19 protein-coding genes and 1 tRNA gene are annotated in these 19,674 nt (G+C 58.4%); 5 read left to right on the top strand and 15 right to left on the bottom strand.

All coding sequences use genetic code 11. The annotated features are described in order from the left end of the window. The first annotated feature begins 3 nt into the window (after positions 1-3). On the top strand, positions 4-1,158 hold the full coding sequence (locus VGL22_RS12945; RefSeq protein WP_465267372.1) for a phosphotransferase enzyme family protein: 1,155 nt from the start codon (positions 4-6) through the stop codon (positions 1,156-1,158). Continuing rightward, entirely contained in the window at positions 1,155-1,748 is a 594-nt protein-coding gene (gene pnuC, locus VGL22_RS12940; protein ID WP_465267348.1) for a nicotinamide riboside transporter PnuC, read from the top strand. Before VGL22_RS12945 ends, pnuC begins: the two co-directional genes overlap by 4 nt. Positions 1,749-1,791: 43 nt before the next feature. On the opposite strand, the gene VGL22_RS12935 is transcribed toward pnuC, so the two are convergent. Next, positions 1,792-2,763, bottom strand: a complete 972-nt coding sequence (locus tag VGL22_RS12935) for an NAD(P)-dependent oxidoreductase (protein WP_465267347.1) — start codon at positions 2,761-2,763, stop codon at positions 1,792-1,794. On the opposite strand from VGL22_RS12935, the gene VGL22_RS12930 reads away from it, so the two are divergent. Beyond that, positions 2,746-3,999, top strand: a complete 1,254-nt coding sequence (locus VGL22_RS12930; protein ID WP_465267346.1) for an FUSC family protein — start codon at positions 2,746-2,748, stop codon at positions 3,997-3,999. The genes VGL22_RS12935 and VGL22_RS12930 overlap by 18 nt on opposite strands. A gap of 14 nt (positions 4,000-4,013) precedes the next feature. On the opposite strand, the gene VGL22_RS12925 is transcribed toward VGL22_RS12930, so the two are convergent. The 10 genes from VGL22_RS12925 to VGL22_RS12880 all read right to left on the bottom strand — a co-directional run bounded on the left by VGL22_RS12925 (position 4,014) and on the right by VGL22_RS12880 (position 13,642). After that, complete coding sequence (locus VGL22_RS12925; protein WP_465267345.1) at positions 4,014-5,189, bottom strand: pyridoxal phosphate-dependent aminotransferase; 1,176 nt, start codon at positions 5,187-5,189, stop codon at positions 4,014-4,016. A 76-nt stretch (positions 5,190-5,265) separates the two neighbouring features. Then, positions 5,266-5,952 (bottom strand): 1-(5-phosphoribosyl)-5-[(5-phosphoribosylamino)methylideneamino]imidazole-4-carboxamide isomerase, encoded by a 687-nt coding sequence (locus tag VGL22_RS12920; RefSeq protein WP_465267344.1) that lies wholly within the window; start codon positions 5,950-5,952, stop codon positions 5,266-5,268. Next, positions 5,946-6,725 (bottom strand): imidazole glycerol phosphate synthase subunit HisF, encoded by a 780-nt coding sequence (gene hisF / locus VGL22_RS12915; RefSeq protein ID WP_465267343.1) that lies wholly within the window; start codon positions 6,723-6,725, stop codon positions 5,946-5,948. The genes VGL22_RS12920 and hisF overlap by 7 nt, the downstream gene beginning before the upstream one ends. Beyond that, the gene (hisH, locus tag VGL22_RS12910) at positions 6,719-7,339 is read right to left on the bottom strand and encodes an imidazole glycerol phosphate synthase subunit HisH (RefSeq protein WP_465267342.1); all 621 of its coding nucleotides are present in this window, start codon (positions 7,337-7,339) and stop codon (positions 6,719-6,721) included. Before hisH ends, hisF begins: the two co-directional genes overlap by 7 nt. Then, the gene (gene hisB, locus VGL22_RS12905; protein WP_465267341.1) at positions 7,339-7,974 is read right to left on the bottom strand and encodes an imidazoleglycerol-phosphate dehydratase HisB; all 636 of its coding nucleotides are present in this window, start codon (positions 7,972-7,974) and stop codon (positions 7,339-7,341) included. The genes hisH and hisB overlap by 1 nt, the downstream gene beginning before the upstream one ends. Further along, entirely contained in the window at positions 7,971-9,071 is a 1,101-nt protein-coding gene (hisC, locus tag VGL22_RS12900) for a histidinol-phosphate transaminase (RefSeq protein WP_465267340.1), read from the bottom strand. Before hisC ends, hisB begins: the two co-directional genes overlap by 4 nt. Beyond that, positions 9,064-10,350 carry a histidinol dehydrogenase gene (gene hisD, locus VGL22_RS12895; RefSeq protein WP_465267339.1) on the bottom strand — a complete coding sequence of 429 codons (1,287 nt, stop codon included), beginning with the start codon at positions 10,348-10,350 and terminating at the stop codon, positions 9,064-9,066. The genes hisC and hisD overlap by 8 nt, the downstream gene beginning before the upstream one ends. Positions 10,351-10,366: 16 nt before the next feature. Next, positions 10,367-11,239: an ATP phosphoribosyltransferase gene (hisG, locus tag VGL22_RS12890; RefSeq protein WP_465267338.1), complete on the bottom strand. Its 873-nt coding sequence runs from the start codon at positions 11,237-11,239 to the stop codon at positions 10,367-10,369. Next, positions 11,232-11,576: a phosphoribosyl-AMP cyclohydrolase gene (gene hisI, locus VGL22_RS12885; protein WP_465267337.1), complete on the bottom strand. Its 345-nt coding sequence runs from the start codon at positions 11,574-11,576 to the stop codon at positions 11,232-11,234. Before hisI ends, hisG begins: the two co-directional genes overlap by 8 nt. A gap of 227 nt (positions 11,577-11,803) precedes the next feature. Continuing rightward, positions 11,804-13,642 carry a mechanosensitive ion channel family protein gene (locus VGL22_RS12880; protein ID WP_465267336.1) on the bottom strand — a complete coding sequence of 613 codons (1,839 nt, stop codon included), beginning with the start codon at positions 13,640-13,642 and terminating at the stop codon, positions 11,804-11,806. Between the two features lie 161 nt (positions 13,643-13,803). On the opposite strand from VGL22_RS12880, the gene VGL22_RS12875 reads away from it, so the two are divergent. Next, a complete protein-coding gene (locus VGL22_RS12875; protein ID WP_465267335.1) occupies positions 13,804-14,112 on the top strand; it encodes a ComEA family DNA-binding protein in 309 nt (102 codons plus the stop codon). A gap of 11 nt (positions 14,113-14,123) precedes the next feature. Here the strand turns inward: VGL22_RS12875 and VGL22_RS12870 are convergent, their stop codons facing one another. Continuing rightward, positions 14,124-17,297 carry an efflux RND transporter permease subunit gene (locus VGL22_RS12870; RefSeq protein ID WP_465267334.1) on the bottom strand — a complete coding sequence of 1,058 codons (3,174 nt, stop codon included), beginning with the start codon at positions 17,295-17,297 and terminating at the stop codon, positions 14,124-14,126. A 92-nt stretch (positions 17,298-17,389) separates the two neighbouring features. After that, a complete protein-coding gene (locus VGL22_RS12865) occupies positions 17,390-18,385 on the bottom strand; it encodes an efflux RND transporter periplasmic adaptor subunit (protein WP_465267333.1) in 996 nt (331 codons plus the stop codon). 409 nt (positions 18,386-18,794) lie between these two features. Between VGL22_RS12865 and VGL22_RS12860 the strand changes: the two genes are divergently transcribed. After that, a tRNA-Glu gene (locus VGL22_RS12860) sits at positions 18,795-18,872 on the top strand. Positions 18,873-18,933: 61 nt separating this feature from the next. On the opposite strand, the gene VGL22_RS12855 is transcribed toward VGL22_RS12860, so the two are convergent. Beyond that, positions 18,934-19,308 (bottom strand): hypothetical protein, encoded by a 375-nt coding sequence (locus tag VGL22_RS12855; RefSeq protein ID WP_465267332.1) that lies wholly within the window; start codon positions 19,306-19,308, stop codon positions 18,934-18,936. Beyond that, on the bottom strand, positions 19,277-19,516 hold the full coding sequence (locus VGL22_RS12850) for a hypothetical protein (protein WP_465267371.1): 240 nt from the start codon (positions 19,514-19,516) through the stop codon (positions 19,277-19,279). The genes VGL22_RS12855 and VGL22_RS12850 overlap by 32 nt, the downstream gene beginning before the upstream one ends. Between the last annotated feature and the right edge of the window lie 158 nt (positions 19,517-19,674).

Raw genomic sequence — 19,674 nt, 5'->3', positions numbered from 1 at the left:
GGGATGGATGGGTCGCTTGTAGAGCCTGACTGGGCGCCTTTGTCTCGAGACGAGATTGATTCCGTGTTGTCGCGTTATCCAGAACTGGAACGACCGTTTCCAATTCTGACGATCAGTCCTCGGCCTTTTTCTTCCGCGAGCGTGGTCGCAGCCAGGAACCAGGATGTCTTTGTGAAGCGCCATGCGACGGGTGTTCGGGATGCGGAGGGCCTTTGCGAAGAGCATAGGTTCATGGCGCATCTGGCGAGGTGCGGAGTGCCTGTGCCACGAGTCTTCATGTCGAAGTCCGGTGAAACAGCCATTGAAGAGGGCGTGTGGACGTACGAGGTGCACACCGTTCCGTGTGGAGTGGATGCGTATGAAGATGCGATCTCGTGGACGCCGCTTCGTTCGGCGGGACATGCGCATTCGGCGGGGCGGATGCTAGCTCGGCTACACCTTGCTGCGGAAGGATACACCGCTCCGGAGCGGCGCGGGCGGCAGTTAGTTGCCGGCTTCACGATTTTTGCCGGAAGCGATCCTGCGCAGCGGATGGAAGTGTATGTAGATGAGCGGCCGGCGCTGAATGACTACCTGTCGCGGAGCAGGTGTCATGCGGAAGCGATTGATTTGCTGCGGTCGTTTCATGTGGAGCTCGCGCCGCTGTTGCCGCACTTGAGCCCGCTCTGGACGCACAATGACCTGCACGCCTCGAATCTGTTCTGGACCGATGAGACTCCGCAGGGCAAGGCGAGCGCGGTGATCGATTTTGGATTGTGCGATCGCACCAATGCGGTGCACGACCTGGCGCATGCGATTGAGAGAAACATCGTGGAGTGGCTCGCGCTGGTGAATGACCCCGAACACCGTGAGAGCGTGCCCGTTCACATGGATCATCTGTGGGCCATGCTGCAGGGGTATGAGGCGGAGCGGCCGCTCTCGGCGGCGGAGCGTGCGGCACTCGCTCCCATGCTTGCTCTGTGCCATGCGGAGTTTGCCTTGTCAGAGGCAGAGTACTTTTTAACCATGCTGCATTCGCGAGAGAAGGCGCACATGGCTTGCGAAGGCTATCTCCTCAGTCACGCGCAATGGTGGCACGGGCCGGGGGCGAAGATGCTGGACGAGATTCGCGCCTGGGCTCGGGCGGAACCGAATGATCGAAAGGCTACGACGGAATGATCGCGACGGTTCTTCACTATTTGGTGGTCCACTGGATTGAACTGGCGGGTGGGATCACGACAGGTGTCGGAATATGGCTCACCGCGCGGCGAAGCCTGCTGTGCTGGCCGATTATTCTGGCAGCCGATTTCCTGTATCTAGTGGTGTTCTATCAGGCGCGGTTGTTATCGGATGCCATTCTGCAGATCTTTTTCGTTGCCTTCACGCTGTACGGCTGGTGGAACTGGTGGCGTGGCGTGCAGCAGGATGGTGAAGTACGGGTGGTGCGTCTGCCGCTGCCCAATAGCATGGCTGCCCTCGCAATCGGATTCGCCGGAACTTTCGCGGTGGGCGCCCTGACGAAGCGGCTGAATGCGGCTTTGCCGTATTTCGATGCATCGCTCTTAAGTTTCAGCCTAGTGGCGAGCTGGTGGCAGGCTCGCAAACATATTGCGAACTGGTGGTTATGGATCGTTGTAGACGCCCTCTACATTGGCGAGTACATCTACAAGGATTTGTGGCTCACGGCGGTCATCTACGCCGTGCTGGTTTGGATCGCGGTCTTAGGCCTGCGGGATTGGCGTCATGCACCGGTTGTGGCAAGCACATAGAACTCCGCTTGTCGTGAAAGGTTCCGTTCAGGCACGAGATTCTTCACCTTGTGATCTGCACCACGTTGCGCAGAGGCTTGCCGTTCAGATAACGCCTGAGTTCGTCGGCGACCACTTCAAGAGCGCGTGCCGCGAACTGCGGTGTGGATGCGGCAACGTGCGGGGTTAGCAGAAGATTGGGGCAGCGCCACAGCGGGTGTTCGGCCGGCAATGGCTCTGGATCCGTTACATCGAGCGCCGCGCGAACCTTGCCGTTGTTCAGCGCATGGACAAGTGCATCGGTATCAACGATGGCACCGCGTGCGGCATTGACGAGCAGGGCGCCCTGGCGTATCAAGCCGAACTGGTGAGCGCCGATGAGTTCGCGTGACTCGTCGTTGAGCGGCAGTATCAGGATGATCACATCTGCCGTGGGGAGCAGACGGTCAAGACTTCCCACGGGATAAACGCACGGGTCAATGCGAGGGTTACGGGCCACGCGAACGAGTTCTACCCGGAACGGTGCGAGCATGCGCTCGATCTCTTTTCCGATCGCGCCATATCCCACGAGCAGAACGTGTTTTCCGGTAAGCTCCTCAACCATGACAGGTGGATGCAATGAGCGTGCGTCGCCGGTTACGGACTGAAACTCCGTGGTGGCCTGATTGCGGCCGCCCCAGTCAGCGGCGTGCTGGAGGTCCTGGAACAACGGAGAGTGTTTTAGCATGGCCAGGGTCGCGGATATCGTCCATTCCGCCGTGGATACGCTGTGCGCGCCGCGCGCATTGCAGATTGTGACGTGCGGCCCCACGGTGGCGGCGATCCACTCCGTACCTGCCATGAGCGAGAGCACAAGACGAACGCCACGGAGACGGGGCCATATACGCAGGGCGCGGGTGGGGTAGGGGTCCGGGATCCAGACATCGATCTCCACGTCGTGACCGAGCCCATCAGGTAGAGCAACAAGTTCGATGCCATCAGGCAATATGCGGAGGAACTCAGCGCCGAGACTTGCGGGATGGCCTACACGCAACATGTACTTGCTTGGATGTTAAAGCCTGGGCCGCGGCGAATGAGAATTGAGGCCTCAGGACGGGCCGGATGCTGCATTCTAAGTAGTGCGGAGGTGGGTGTTCGCATGCGCCTGAACACAAGCAGAACACGGTCGCAGCAGGAGCTTGCCATGAAGCTGGGTGTCCAGCCGGTGACGCAGGTGGGTTTGCTCACCTGGGAACGCAAACGGCTGCTCATTCACGCGGCTAAAACGGCGCTAGCGGCAACCCTGTGCTGGTGGCTGGCTTTGCGGTTCGGCCTACACGATGGCTACTGGGGCGCGATCAGCGCCATTATCGTTCTACAGTCGAATGTAGGCGCTACTATCTCGGCGTCGAGAGATCGCATTGTGGGCACGATCATTGGAGCAGGTCTCGGCTTCACGTTCTCGCTATTCGGGTCCGTGCCCTGGAATTATGTTTGCGCGGTGTTTGCGGCAATTATTGTTTGCGGGTTGCTGGGGTTTCGGAGCAGTTCGCGTTTGGCCGGAGTGACTATCACGATCATAATGCTGGTTCAGTCGAACTCGCGCAAGGCGCTTGCCTTCGATCGCGTTCTGCAGGTGGTACTTGGCATCGTGATCGCGGTGATTGTTATTACCGTGGTGTTTCCCGATCGCGCGCGACTGGCTTTGCGAGATGGATTGGCGCAGGAGTCTTTATTGCTGGGATCGTTCTTTGAGGCGATTCTAAGCGGTTTCAGGGGCGCGCGCGCTGAGAGTATCGAGACTCTTCGGGCGGATGCGCTTGCTCTTCTGCGCGGGAACAATCAGTTGTTGCAGGCCGCCCGCAATGAACCCTCGGGAGGACCAGGATGGCGAGAAGGGCTGGCTCTCCTGGCCGAGTCCGAGCGCGCCATTTTCGATTCACTCGTTGCTCTTGAACTTGCGATTAAGGACAGTGCCGGAGATGGGTACGCGGAGCAGTTGGAACCTATGCTGGGCAATCTGGCGAACGACATTCACTCAGGCTTTCACTACGTGGCAGGGTGTATCCACAAGTGGCAGTTCAATGTTCCGCCGCCTAACTTGCATCTTGAAGAGGATATTGCTCTCCTGGAGCAGCGCATGGCGCAGTTGCGCCATAAGGGTAGGGAATTTTCCCAGGCAGAAATTCTGCGGGCCTATGCGGTGCAACTGCACCTGAAACAACTTGCGCGATTGTTGCGTGCGGCACGCGTGGAGACAAGCCGGGCGGTTGGTCAGATACAGGCAACTTGAAAGCGCGCGAAGCTCTATCGAAAGAAGGTGCGCAGAGCCTCCACGCACTGTTCGATTTCCTTGACAGGGATGGCATAGCCAAAGCGAAGGTGTCCTTCGCCTTGCGCTCCAAACACGGAGCCCGGGATGGTGGCGATGTGGGCTTTGTCGAGAAGGATTTCGGCGGCGGTGCGGCTGTTCTTGTGAATCTTCTCCGTGATTGGGAAGGCATAAAAGGCGCCGGCAGGGGGATTGCAGTCCAAGCCAACTTCGTTGAGGCCGGTAAGCAGCAGATCGCGTCGTTTGCGATACTCGTCGCGACGCGCGGCGATGACGGACTCAGGCGTGGTGAGCGCCTGCAGCATCGCATGTTGCACGGGGGTGGCGACTCCGTTGGTTGAGTAGAGCACAATTTTGCGCAACGCGGTCATGAACGGCTCCTTCGCAACCGTGTATCCCGCCCTCCAACCGGTCATGGCGTACGTCTTCGAGAAGGTGTAGCAGGTGATCGTCCGTTCGAGCATGCCGGGGAGTGAGGCAATGGAGACGTGCTCCCCGTCATAGACCAGATCCTCATATGCTTCATCCGCAATCACGATGAGGTCCCGTTCGCGCGCGAATGCCGCCACTTCTTCCGCTTCGGCACGTGTGAAGACAAGGCCGCTGGGGTTCTGGGGAGTGTTGTAGTAGATGGCGCGAACGCGCGGGGTGGAGAACTGCTCGAGGGTCTTGCGGATGCCATTGCGGCGCGCGGTAATAGTGGGTACAAGCAACGGTCGCGCCTGAGCACCGGTGACGAGATCCCCGATGGGCGTCCAGTATGGTGAGAAGACGAGCGCGTCATCACCAGGGTCAAGGACACTCTGGAACGCGGCATAGAGGCCCTGAGATCCACCCACGGTGACGAGCACCTCGTCAGGGGTGACCTGCAGGTTGTTTCTGGAGGCAAGCTTATTCACGAGGGCTTGCCGCAGCGGCACCAAGCCCGAGGACGGTGCGTAATGGGTTTGGTTGCCCACGAGCGCACGGACGGCAGCGAACTTGATTTCGTCAGGAGTTTCGAAGAAGGGCTCGCCCCCATGCAAGGCGTGGACCTGCAAGCCTTCGGAGCGCATGGACATCACCTTGTTGCGGATTTGGACGATGTCTGAAAACCCTACCTCGTCCAGCCGCTTGGCCAGACGGATTCCGCTTTGCCGCCTCAATGTCATGCCAGTCCTATTCTCCAACGTCCACATCACAGCATAGCCCAGCGGCTCCAAGGATGTCGCGGATGCGAGAAGTGTCTTAAATGGCTAGGAGGTTGGTGTAAACGGCCATCCCAACCACTGCATCCACGCCGAGTGCCTCGAGAGAATCAACTTCCTGCTGACTCCGAACGCCGCCGGCAACGATGAACTGTCGCTGCGTCAGCTTTCGCAGGCTTGCGGCTGTGTCGATTGGGAATCCGCCCATCAGTCCTTCCCCATCCACATGTGTGTAAAGGAAGGCGGCGACGTGGGACTCCAACTGCGGGATCACCTGTTGGGGCGTGAGGGCAACTTGCTCTTTCCAGCCCTTGACGGCTATACGTCCACCTTTGGTGTCGATGCCAGCAACGACGCGGTCAGGGCCGATTCCCTCCGCGAGTTCCCGCGCGAAGACGGTGTTGACGGAGGCTGTTTCGGAGTTCGACGAAAAGAGCGCCGAGCCGACTATAACGCGCTTTGCGCCGGCTCCTAGCACTTGCCGGGCTCGCTCGACGGAGTGAATGCCGCCACCGACCTGGCACGGAAGGCGACTCGCGATCTGGTTTACGAGCGCAGAGTTCTCACCGGTACGCATGGCCGCGTCAAGGTCGATGAGCTGAACGAGCGGGAAGCTCGAGAACTTCTCGATCCAGTATTCGAAATCGTCGAACGCGAGCCGTAGCTTCTCGCCCTGGACTAGCTGGACAATGCGGCCACCGAGCAAATCAATGGATGGGATCAGCATGGCAACCTCACTGGAATTCCGGCAGCAGCCAGATCTTCCTTGAGAGAGCGGGCGCACGACACGCCAAAGTGGAAGATGCTGGCGGCCAGAGCCGCATCGGCTTTGCCAGTGGCGAAGACATCGGCAAAGTGGGAGACCGTCCCAGCGCCACCGGAGGCGATCACCGGGATGCGCACGGCATCACTCACAGCCGCCGTCAGTTCGCAATCGAAGCCGTTCCGCGTGCCATCGGAATCCATCGACGTGAGCAGTATCTCGCCCGCACCGCGGGCTTCGGCCTCACGTGCCCATTCGACCACGCGCCGCCCGGAGGGCTTGCGCCCGCCCTGTAAGAACACCTGGGCCTGGCGCACGGGATCTGCGGCTGCAGGATCGCGGCGGGCATCGATTGCTACAACCACTGCCTGTGCACCAAAGGTCCGCCCGATGGTCCAGATCAGAGATGGGTCAGTGAGTGCGGCCGAGTTGATGCTGATCTTGTCCGCTCCGGCTTCAAAGACCTGTTCGGCATCCCACCCGGTCCGGATGCCTCCGCCCACCGTGAACGGCACAAAAAGTTCGCGAGCTGTGCGGCGAATCGTATCGAGAAGTGTCTTGCGGCCTTCGTGCGTGGCGGTGATGTCCAACAGCACGATTTCATCAGCGCCCTCGCGCGCGTGGCGAGACGCGAGTGCAGCAGGATCTCCGGCGTCGATGAGATCCACAAATTGAACACCTTTGACGACGCGTCCTGCGTGAACGTCGAGGCAGGCAATGATGCGTTTGGTCAGCATGGCTCTCCGTCCCGCTCCCAAGTGAGGAAATTCTGCAGGATGCGGAGCCCTGCCGCAGCCGACTTTTCCGGATGAAACTGCACGCCCGCGACGTTTCTCCGCTCCACTGCAGCTGCGAAGTCATCGATGTAGGTGGCTGCTGCGCATGTGTCGGCAGTTACCGGCGCACGGTAGGAGTGCGTGAAGTACACGTAGGTTCCGGGTTCCACTCCAGCGAGGAGTCTCGACCCGGGGCGTGGATCAAGCGCGTTCCAGCCGACGTGAGGAACCTTCAAGTTGCATTCTGGGAACCGCGTGCATGATTCATTGAAGTGCTCAAGGCCGACTTGCCCCTCTGCTTCAGCTGAGCCGGCGTAGAGCCATTGCATGCCGACGCAGATGCCGAGGAACGGTACTCCGCGAGCGATGGCGGATCGAATGACTGAAGTCATTCCTGTGGCCTCAAGTCGCTGCGTTGCCGCGAAATGACCGACGCCGGGAAGCACGATGCGTTCTGCATTGTTGATCAACGAGAGGTCATGGGCGGTTATTTCAACATCAGCCTCGAGATGGCGGAAGGCTTTTACAACGGAGGTAAGATTCCCGGCCTGGTAATCCACTATGGTCACGCGCATCAGAGGAGTCCCTTTGTGGAGGGCAACATTTCGCCTAGTTGCTTGTCGCGGCTGCAAGCCCCCCGGAGGGCTCGCGCGAAGGCCTTGAAAATCGCTTCGATTTTGTGATGATTGGAACGCCCGTACATTGTTTTCACGTGGACGTTGGCGCGGGCTCCGCGGGCGAAGCCTTCAAAGAAGTCTGTGACCAGCTCCGTCTGTAGGTCACCAACCAGCCGGGTGCGAACCTTCGTATCCACCGCATAGGCCGCGCGCCCACTCAGATCCACCGCGGCAATGGCGAGGGTCTCGTCCATCGGCATTAGAAAATATCCGGCACGAAGGATGCCGCGCTTTTCGCCCAGCGCCCGATCAAAGGCTTCGCCTAACGCGATGCCCACATCTTCAACCGTGTGATGCTGATCGACATCAAGGTCGCCGTCGCACTTCAAATTGAGATCGAACGCACCGTGGCGCGTGAATAGTTCCAGCATGTGGTCGAAAAACCGAATGCCGGTGCTGATTTCGTAGCGGCCGCTGCCTTCAACAGTCAGTTGGATGGAAATTCGGGTCTCCGTCGTATTGCGGTCGAATTGGGCAACGCGTAAGGCGTCTTGAGTCTCGGTATCTGGGCGCCGCTTTGAGACTGCCCTCATGCTTCCGCCTCCTTAGCTTCCCGCATGTGCGAAACGACGTTATTTAGGACCATCGCCGCGCGACGCATCTGCTCCCGCGTGCCGATCGTAATGCGAACACAGCCGGCGCAGCCTGGATCGTTGCTTCTGTCACGGACCAGTACGCCGCCAGCGTTCATTGCTTGCACGAATTCGCGGTGCTTTCCACCGATATGAACGAGTATGAAGTTGGCCTCGCTGGGCCATCTACGGATGCTGAGGGCATCGAGCGCGGCCTCAAATTCTGTGCGGGCTGCGAGCACTTCTTCAACATATCGGTCGAGGTATGCACGGTCAGCCAAAGCCGCCGGGATACACGCGAGAGCAACCGAGTTGACGCTGTAAGGCGAGATGACGCGCCGCATCCAGCGAGCATTCTCAGCAGACGCCGCGAGGATCCCTACTCGTAATCCGGCCACGCCGTATGCCTTAGAAAAGGTGCGTGCGATCACGAGGTTTGATAGCGATGCGAGGAGGTCGATTGCTGTTTCGCCGTAGAAATGAAAATATGCTTCGTCGAGGAGAACTATTGCGTGAGGCGCGCGTTCAGCAATTGCGATGATCTGATCGCGTCTGATAATACTCCCGGTCGGGCTATTGGGATTCGCTAGCGCAATCACCTTGGTCTGGGGCGTGATTGCTTCAAGCAAGGCTTGGTATGGGAACTTGAAATCCTTTGCAGCCTGGACCGTTACGATTTGCGCATCCGTTGACGATGCGTAGACTTCGTACATGGTGTACGTAGGCACAGGAAGGAGTAATTCGTTGCCCTCCTCCAAAAAGGCTTGGAACAGAACATGGATGGCTTCGTCTACGCCGTTGGTGAGGATTACCTGTTCTGGGTTCAGCTCAAGGTTGCGTGCCACCTGTGCTTCAACCGATTCCCGTTCAGGGTAGCGCGTGAGATCACCTGCAGAAATACCGCTCAGGACATCGCGCACCGCGGGTGAGCACGCAACGGTGTTTTCGTTAAAGTCAAGACGGAGAGAGTCACGCGAGCCGAGCGGAGGATGATACTCCTTCATTGCCTGCACGCGCGCGCGTGGTTTGGGTGCGGGCCGGTTTGGTATGTCAACCATTCGCCCTCCTTGTCTCAAGAGATGACTGGAGACGCACTCTGATTGCTTCTGCGTGGCCGACGAGCCCTTCGGCCTCTGCGAGCAAAACGGCAGACGGACCGACTGCGCGCAGGCCATCCGGAGTATATTCCTGCACGGTAATGAGCTTTACGAAGTCGTGTACGCTGAGACCGCCGCGGACTCGTGCCATGCCTCCTGTAGGCAGGGTGTGGTTGGGTCCTGAGATGTAATCTCCCAGAGGCTGCGATGACCAGCGTCCCACGAACACCGAGCCGGCGTTCTGCACCCAGGCGAGATCGGCTGACGAGTCAACGGTTAGATGCTCTGCCGCCAAGCGATTGGTGAGGTCACGGGCTTCGACCAGGGTGGAGGCAACAAGGGCTAGTCCATTGCGCTGGAGTGATGCGCGCGCGATCGGATTCATGCGCGCCGAGATTTTGGTCTGTGCAATGACGTCGCGCGCCAACTCTTCGCGCGTGGTGATGAAGATAGCGAGAGCTTCGGGGTCGTGTTCTGCTTGTGCAACAAGGTCAGACGCGATCTCTTGAGGATTGCCCGTTTCACTTGTAACAACGATCTCCGTGGGTCCAGCGAGCATATCAATTGCGCAGTCGAAAGCCACAAGCTTCTTGGCCGCAGTGACATAGAGATTTCCTGGGCCGACGATCTTGTCGACGCCCGGAATTCGCTCTGTCCCGTACGCCAGAGCGGCAATCCCATGCGCACCACCAATCCTGTAAAACTCGGCGATGCCAAGGAGGTGCGCGGCGGCCAGAGTCTCAGTTGCCGGCCGAGGTGACACAACGACGATCCGCTCAACGCCGGCAACCTGTGCCGGGATGACTGACATCAACAGAGTGGAGGGCAGGGGATGGCGACCGCTGGGCACATAGCATCCGACGGAGGCGAGGGACCGCACCAATTGCCCTCTCGTGGCTCCATTTGTCGTCTCGTGCCACGGCTTGGGTAACTGCTTCTCAGCGAAGGTGCGGATCTGGGATGCTGCAGTGCGGAGCGCCTGCTGCAGTGCGGGACTGGTGCTCTCCCACGCTTCAGCCATGTCTTCGCGGGTGATGTGCAAGGACTCCGCGGTTGGCAGAGAATCGAACTGCTGTGCGTATCGAAGCAATGCGCGATCGCCCTGGCGTCGGACTGCAGCGACAATCCGACCGACTACCGGCATGACGGACTCGAGTGCTGCGCCTCCGCGGCACTCGAGCTTTGCGATCACGTCGGCAGCCCTGCGGGCGCCGCGCCCTTTGGTGCGAATTAGCTTCATCTTGTCTCCACCAGGATTAGAGGACGACCTTGTTCAACGGGTATTCGACGATGCCCGTAGCATTGGCAGCTTTCAAACGGGGGATGACATCGCGAGCGGTGCGTTCGTCCACAATGGTGTTCACTGCCACCCATTCTGAATCGCTGAGTTGAGAGACCGTGGGAGAGTTGAGAGCCGGCAATACGGCCAGAACGGCACCTAGATCGGCTCGCTCGACGTTGAGCATGAGGCCGACTTGCGATTGTGCGTCAATGGCGCCCCGGAGCATCAGGGCGATGGAGTCGATCTTGCTTCGCTTCCAGCCGTCAGCCATGGCAGCCTTACTGGCAATGAGGCGCGTCTCGCTTTCCATCACAGTGTCAATGATCTTCAGGTGGTTCGCCTTCAGCGAACTGCCCGTTTCGGTGACTTCCACGATGGCGTCGGCCAGCATGGGAGGCTTTACTTCGGTTGCTCCCCAACTGAACTCGACTTTGACATTCACACCGCGATCAGCGAAGTAGCGCTTGCTCACCTCGACAAGTTCCGTGGCGATGATCCTGCCTTCGAGATCTTCAGCTTTCTCAAAGCCGCTGTTCTCCGGCACGGCGAGCACCCAGCGGACTTTGCGTCGGCTTTGCTTCGCATAGGTGAGGGAAGTGACACTCGTTACGTCTAAGCCGCTTTCGACTACCCAGTCTATTCCTGTGAGACCGGCATCCAGAACGCCGTGATCCACGTAGCGCGCCATCTCCTGCGCACGAATCAGCATGCACTCGATGTCACTATCATCGATAGAGGGGAAGTAAGACCGGCCATCCGCATAGATGTTCCAGCCTGCGCGTTTGAACAAGGCGATGGTGGCTTCCTGCAGACTTCCTTTGGGGATTCCGAGCCGTAACTTAGCCATTGGCGTTTGCCTCCTTCGCGGCCATTTGAAGCGGACGAGTGAAGCAACTTACGGTGCCTTCGTGACACACGAGGCCGTCGCCCTGCACCTCAACCCGAAACAGCAAGGTGTCGTTGTCGCAATCAGTGGACGCGGATATGATCCGGAGCCGGTTTCCGCTGGTCTCGCCTTTCATCCACAGCTTCTGGCGGGTGCGGCTCCAAAAAGTTACGAAGCCTGTTTCCATGGTTTTGGCATAGCTCACCGGGTTGAGGAAGCCCAGCATCAGGACTTCGCCTGTCCGCGCATCCTGCACAATCCCAGGCGCCAGGCCGTCCATTTTCTCGAAATCGATCATGTTTCGTCTCGCTTTGAATTTGAAATGGAATTGGAATTAGAAACGACAAAAGGCCCGCTGGCGGAGTCGCCGGCGGGCTTGGGTGAAGCTTAGATCTGTTGAGCCTTAGAGCATCAGGCCGAAGCAGTCCGCCGGCATGGAGTGTCCATGATGGTGGTGATGACCGTGATGATGGCGGGTCTGCATCTGCTTTTGACCATAAGCGAGAAGCTCGCGCGTGTCAAATGCTATTCGGGTGTCGCCTCAGAGCCTCTAATTTGTGGAGGCGCTGAGGGCGGTAAGATCGGCCTGCCCGGATGATCACTTCGCGTTGTTCGGAGCAACTCAATCACGCGCTTGTAGAGGCGGTTACGCATCTGGAAGCGCTCCGAAGCGCGCGTTATATAGCGAATCTCCACGCTGAAGTTACTTCCTACGGGGCGGAGATTCACAGCGGGAGCGGCGCGCATATGAGTGAGCCCGGCGCTGCGCGCGCGGCTCCACTCGCGCTCCGCCAGAGGCACGCTTTCAGATGTCTCTTCTTGAGCTGCCTGCAGGATCTGCTCCGCCACTTGATGGGTTTCCTCCGACGAAGGAATCACGACCTCGAACTGATCCCACAGCCATTGACCCGCAGTTGAAAAGTTGAAGTACTTGTTCTTGATGGCGAAGCTGTTCATCAGAGAGATGCGCCGGCCGGTGCGGTAACCTGGATTTGCCAGGGTGCCGGTTTCAAGCAGGGTTGTAGACATCAGTCCAATTTCCAGCACCTCGCCGCCCACGCCGTCTATTTCCACGTTGTCGCCGACCCGGATGCCTTTCTTCCCCATCAGGATGAACCAGCCGAAGAAGGCCAGAACGAAATCCTGCAGGGCTACTGTCAGCGCAGCAGTGGCCAGGCCAAACATGGTTGCGGGCTGTTTCGGCGGGCCGAAGATGACCAGGAGAATGATTGCGGCCCCGACGATCTGAATGCACAGCTCCAGGATGCTCTGCAGGGTGTGACGCTGTCTCGGGTCGAGAACGGGATGCTGGATCAGCTTGCGCAAGAGGACGATGGAAAGCACCAAGCCCGCGAGGATGGCGAGTACCCACGCCAGCGAAATCAGAATGAGGTGCAACACGAGGCGATGTTGCAGTTGCGCCTGCGCTTCCCACCTCTTGTAGACATCGGCAAGCTGTTGCTCCGTCGTGATCCGGTCGTCGTAAATGCTCAGGAGCTGGTGTTCTATGCTGCCGTTCCGGAGGCTTGCCAGGTGCGAATTCTGGTCCGTCGCGGCATTACTGCCAGCCGTTGCACCATCGCCAAGTTTCGCCGCAAGCGCCTTGTGCGCGGCCGAGAAGGTTTGTACATCCGCTCGGGTCTGCTGCTCCGCGTCCGCAAGCATTTGGATTCGACTTCGCTGCCGATTCCACGCCCCGATACGACCTGCAAGGGTGCCGAACTGATTCGCTGCCACCACGGCAATTTGCCCGCGTTCCTGGGACTGGCTATCGTATTTCTTCATCTCAGACTCGTGCGCTGAAAGTTCGCTTTGAATCTGCGACCTTTCATCGCCAGTCGCGCGATCGAGGTCGTCTTGTGCGTCAGACAGTTCATCCGAATCAAGCTGAAGTTGGGCCTTCGCGATCTGTAAGTCGACATCGTCGGAATCTTCAGAAGCCTGAGGCGCCTTGTTGGCAGGCTGCGCGGCCGAGAGCTGCTTCACGGCGGCCTGATCCTGTGAGACGAGCAGTTGAAGCTGCTGGATGCGGTTTGCAATCGTCTGGGCATCGCCGCTGAGCTTCCGATTCTGGGCGCGAAGATTGGCCTGGCGCAGCGCGGCAGCAAAGGCTTGATCTACCGAATGATCGGCCAGGCGCTCGGCTTGCTGAGCGAAAGCCTTCTCTTCCGCCGTTACGGCCATCTGCGAAAGAGCTTCCGCTGTTTGCCAAGCGCTGATATCAACGATTGTCCTGGGGGCAACGGTGCTGCGGGATGCGCCGGTGTCGGATTGAGACAGGGGCCTCCGCAACGCATCTCTGGTTGTCCAGGCAAATGCGATGCACAGCGCTAATAGAAGGCCGACGACGAGCAGGAATGCCAACAGTCCGCGGCTGACGGTCGATGCCGCGCCGCCTCCGGCTGGGGGAATACCGGGCGAAGAAGGATGCATATCTGCCATTGTTACAGGTCGTGAGCACCTGCTCAAAGCAGCGCTGTAGGGAAGACTATTGCATTGAAGCGCAGCCAGACCGACAATGATTGGTGCTCAGGACCCGGCTATTTGCTGCCCTCACCCTCCTGCTTGTGCTGAACCTGCCGGCCATTCCGCAAGTGGCGGGCAGGCACTCGGGCACGGAGAAGGCCACAGCGTCGCAACCGTTAGTGGATATCAATCATGCCAGTCTCGAAGAGCTTCTGAGAGTGCCTGGACTGACTCGCGGGTGGGCGCAGCGGATCATGCGATTCCGGCCGTATCGCAGCAAGCTTGACCTATTTGAGGAGGGCGTTCTGCCCGGCTGGATGTACTACAGCATCAGGAACTACATTGTCGCCCATCGCCAACCGGAGTAGCGGCGCACGCTTTATGCGTGCGCCATCTTCTCTGTGTTGGCTCTTACCTTCGACCCGAGCAGCGTGCTCAGAATCACGTACAGCGTGGGAATGAAGAACAGGTTCAGGATGGTGGATAGCAGCATTCCGCCAACAATCGTCGTTCCCACCGAGCGGCGTCCAAGCGCGCCTGCGCCAGTGGCGAAAACGAGGGGCAGGATGCCGAGGATGAAGGCGAATGAGGTCATGAGAATGGGGCGAAGGCGAAGCTCTCCGGCTTCAATCGCCGCCTCGGCGATGGACCGGCCGTTGGATCGAAGCTGCTCAGCGAATTCGACAATCAGGATCGAGTTCTTCGCGGAAAGCCCGATGAGCATCACGAGTCCAATCTGACAGTACACATCGTTCGAAAGACCGCGCCAGGATACCAGGCTCAAGGCGCCCAAAATTGCCATCGGCACAGCTAAAAGAATAATGAATGGCAGCGCAAAACTCTCGTACTGAGCCGACAGAGTGAGGTAAACGACCAGGATGCCTAATCCAAAGATGAGCAGAGCCTTGCCGCCGGATTCGATTTCGTCCAGCGTCAGCCCCGTCCATTGATAGGTCATGCCTGGCATCATTGCGTGCTTCGCTAACTCCTCCATGCCGCTGATGGCTTGTCCGGAACTGTAGCCCGGCGCCGCCGAGCCGTCGATTTCCACCGAGCGGAAGAGGTTGTAATGATTGATGACCTGCGGTCCCGAACTGTTGACCACAGTGACGAGGTTATCGAGCGGAACCATCTGCCCGGAATCGGAGCGGACGTAATACTCATGCAGATCGCTTGCGCTCATGCGGAACGGCTGATCCGCCTGCACATACACGCGGTAGGTGCGGTTATTGAAGTCAAAATCGTTGACATACTGCGAACCCATGAACACCCCCAGGGTGGTCGTCACCTGGGAGAGAGGAATGTTCATGGCCTTTGCCTTCTGCCGGTCAATGGTGACCAGAACCTGGGGATCGTTGGCTGAAAACGTGGTGATCAGGTTGGTAATGTCCGGTCGGTGCGCGTTAGCTATCTGGTGTGCTACCCGATCCAAATCACTGAGCGTGTTCTTCCCCTGGTCCTGGAGCATGAATTGGAAGCCGCCAAAGCTACCCACGCCCTGGACCGCAGGTGGGAGAATCATGCGCACAAGGCCGCCATCGGGGGAGAACATGAGCATCTGCAGCCTTTGATTCACGCGCGCAGTGACGTCGACGGTGGAGCGACCGGCTCCGCGTCTCTTATCGGCATCGGTCGTAGAAACGAACATCATTCCCTGATTTGAACTCGCGCCGGAGAAACCAAAGCCCATGACCGAGAATGCTCCTGCAATGTCGGGATCCTGCCCGATGATCATCCCGGCCCGATCTGCCAGCGCAGCCGTATATTCAAGCGACGACCCGGGGGGCGCCTGCACAATGACCATCAGAAATCCCTGATCCTCCTGAGGGATGAACCCGGTGGGTACACGTTGGTACATCCAGACCGTCGCACCCATTCCTGCGAAGAACAACAGAAGCAGGAGGTAGCGTACGCGTAGCGCGTAGTGAATCGACCGGGCGTAGGCTCTGCTCAGCCAGCCAATGGCCGCATCCGTGCCATGAACGAATCCTGCGAACGCTCTGGAGAGCGGCTTGACATGCAAAAAGTCAAGCTGATGCGGCCGTTCTTCTTCACCGCGCAGGAACAGCGCCGAAAGCGCAGGTGATAGCGTCAGTGCGTTGAATGCAGAGATGGCGATAGAGATCGCGATGGTGAGCGAAAACTGACGGTACAGAATACCTGTGGTGCCGGGGAAGAAGGACACAGGCACGAACACCGCGATAAGAACCAGGGAGGTGGCGATCACGGCACTGGTTACTTCGCTCATGGCGCGCGAAGTAGCCTCATGCGGATCGGAATGTTCGAGGTGAATGTGGCGCTGCACATTCTCAATTACCACGATAGCGTCGTCGACCACAAGTCCTGTCGCCAGCGTGATTCCGAAGAGCGTGAGAGTGTTGATGGAAAATCCAAATGCTTTTACGAACGCGAAGGTACCAATGAGCGAGACAGGGATGGTGACGGCTGGAATTATTGTGGCGCGCCAGTCGAGCAGAAAAAGAAAGATCACCACGATGACGATTCCAATGGCCTCAGCCAGCGTGATGAGCACTTCGCGAATAGAGTCGCCGACCGCCGTGGTTGAGTCGAATGCGATGGCATACTGGAGGCCCGGCGGAAAGCTCTTCTGCAGGTCTCTCAATACAGCTTTGCATTGAGCATCCACTGCAAGTGCGTTCGCGCTTGAAAGCTGCTGCACACCGATGCCTTGGGCAATATGGCCGTTGTAGCGCAGGGTGGAACTGTAGGTCTCGGCGCCCACTACTGAATGCCCGACGTCCTTGAGCAGAATGAGGCCATTGGCTGTGTTCTTGAGGATGATGTTGTCGAACTGCACCGGGTCTGTGAGTCGCCCCACGACGCGCACGGGAATCTGGAACGCCTGCTTCGCATCTGACGGCGGTTGGCCCAACTGGCCGGCCGGGATCTCCACGTTCTGTTCCTGCAGTGCGCTCACCACGTCGCTGGCGGTGAGGTTTCGGGCAGCCAGGCGAACAGGATCGAGCCAAATGCGCATAGCATACTTGCGCTCGCCGAAGATCATCACATCGCCCACGCCCGGTACGCGCTTCAACGCATCCTTGACGTAAACATCGAGGTAGTTGGAGATGAACTCGTTGGAATAGCGGCCATCGAGGGTAAAGAATCCAGCGCCGAATACAAAATTCGTGTTTGCCTTCGTGATGCTGATGCCGGTCTGATTCACCGCTGCCGGCAGGCGGCCTTGCACACTGGCGACACGGTTCTGCACGTCCACAGCGCCAATGTCGAGATCGTATCCGGTCTGGAAAGTAACGTTGATGGAGCTGGTTCCGCTGCTCGTGCTGGAGGAACTGATGTAACGCATGCCCTCAACTCCGTTGATGGCTTCTTCCAGCGGAATCGTTACAGCCTTCTCAACCGTGTCTGCATTCGCGCCAACGTAGTTGGTTGCCACAGTCACCTGCGGAGGGGCCAGAGTTGGATACATGGCCACCGGCAGATTAGGGATGCAGACCGCGCCCCCGAGAATAATCATCAGCGCGCAGACTGTGGCGAAGACGGGCCGGTGAATAAAAAAATCAACAAACAATGTATGCCTTCCTTCCCTTGGTTCGATTACGGCGGCTCAAATCGACGACCGGACGGTGAACTCACATTCCGCGCGATTCTCCAGACGCTCTTCTATGCGCCCGCGTTCCCGCCCATTGGCGCGACCGGCATTCCGTTCACCAGGAATTGGGTGCTCGAGACGATCACTCGATCACCGGAGTGCAATCCCGAAGTAATGGCGTAGTTGTTGCCCACCGTATCGCCCACGGTAACGGGAGTCTGGGTGGCTATATAGTGCCCATTTTCTTGACGGGCGACGAAGACAAAAGGCTGACCGCCCTGACGTGTTACGGCCAGCACGGGGACAACCGCAGTCGGCGCGGTGTTCCAGACTACGCGGACCTTTACCAGTTGTGAGTTTCGCAGCGATTCCGGTCCGAAATGGACGGGCGCTTTTACCAAGATGCCTTGCAGCGAGTTGTCGACCTGAGGGGAGATGAAGTCAATCTTCGATTTTTCGAGCTGCTTACCGGTCGTGTCCATTACGTCCACTTCCAGGCCGGGCCGCAGTTGTCCGGCACGTTCGGCGGGAACGTAGATATAGGCTTCCAAGTCCTTGTTTTCATCCACCGTCGTCAGCATTGTCGAACTGGAGACATAGTCACCCACATGCACAGGAACATCTCCGACAACTCCATCGAACGGCGCCCGTATGGAGTAGTAAGCGAGCTGCTCTTCCTGGGTTTGGCGCGACGCAACGGCCGACTCGTAGTCTGCCTTCGAATTGTCGTAGGCCTGTTGAGCCTGATCAAACAACTCGCGGCTGATGATCCCGGCGTCGAACAGCTTCTTCTGCCGATCGAGCTGCGTAGCGTTGTAGTCGAAAACGGCCTTCTTCTGCCGCTCGGTTGCGCGTTGCGCATCCACGGACGCCTGCTGATGCAGCGGATCGATGGTCATCATTACTTGCCCGGACTTTACGCGGTCGCCTGATCGGACGCTGATTGAAGTCAGCCGGCCGTCCACCTGCGGCTGAAGTGTGGCACTACGGCGCGACTTGATCGTCGCCACGTATTCGCTGCTCTGCGGAACTGGAGCAATGGTGACGGCGACGGTCTGTACGGGCATGGCCTGCATCCCAGCACCTTGCCCCTGCGGCTGCGTGGGCTTTTGACGGCATCCGACTGTCACTAATCCCAAAACGACACAACTCATAACAATGACGTGTTTTAGCACGGTATCCTCGCGACACGGCTTCCCTTCGGTTGTGTCAGGGAAACGAATAAGGTGGACTTTTTCTTTCGATTCAACTGAACGCACCATTGTCGCAAAATTCCGTAGGACGCGCCGTGATTTAGTTGCAGAACGGCTCAGACCGGAAGCCCGAATGGGTCGGAGTGCGCCGGGCAGTGATCCTGCATTTTGACACACCTGGCCTCAGTTGATAGCCTTGGATCAGGGCATTCCGGTCATCCGGCCTGTATCCGAGACGATGCGCTGGTTTGGCGTCGGAGTTTCGGTTTCCGCCCCACGCAACGTCCCCGTCGTCTAGCCCGGCCTAGGACACCGCCCTTTCACGGCGATAACACGGGTTCAAATCCCGTCGGGGACGCCAAACATACCAAATGCCTCCACGGCACCCTTCAGCTCACTGAAAAGACAGCATTTATCTGGGTTCAAAATTCCGTTCTTGCGGAGTACCTCAGACCGTTTCGGAAGAGCATTTTTTGAAACATCTGTTGCTTGTCGATCTCTGCACGTTTCCATGCGGCTCCAACATCGATCAACAGGTTTCTTGAGAAGGTCCAGAACACGATGGACATCATCTCTCGTCCCTTCAACTCTTCGAGGTATGCCTCATAGCCGTCACATGTCTGATCGAACTCCTCTTTCGCCGTTGCGTTGGTTTTCTGGTCGATCACGCCCTTAAGCAGAGCTGGCAAGAGCCTCTTACGCATCTCGTCCTGCTCCTTCAACTCAGCTTCCGCCTGCTTGATCAGCGCCGCCCTTTCAGGTTCGCTAGCTTGCCACACCTTCTTCAACTCCGGCAAAAATCGATTCCTCGAAATTGGGGCATGATCTCAGTTCATTCAACAACTGTAGGAATTCGGCTTCGATCTTGTGCGCCGCGGTATTCTTCACTGAGCGGCACCTAGGAGTGCGACACCAGTAGTACGGGTACTTCTTTCCGCCCCGGCCAGTGACATTACCGGCTGTGAGTGGTTGAACACAGGCCTCACAAAGCAGTGTGCCTCGCAGCGGAAATTGTGGGTGGTTGTGAGCTGCCCCCTTCGGTTAGTCCGGGTAAGTGAGAGCACTCGGGTTTGAGTTTAGCTGCAAATTCAGCCCGCAGCAGTCGTCGAGGCTGTGCGAATGTGGGAAGCGCTTTTTGCTTTCCACATTTGCATAGCCTGTTG

Source organism: Occallatibacter sp. (assembly GCF_036502485.1).
GTDB lineage: Bacteria > Acidobacteriota > Terriglobia > Terriglobales > Acidobacteriaceae > Telmatobacter.
The sequence above is the reverse complement of the archived record's forward strand: the minus strand, read 5'-3'. Positions and strand labels throughout refer to the sequence as shown.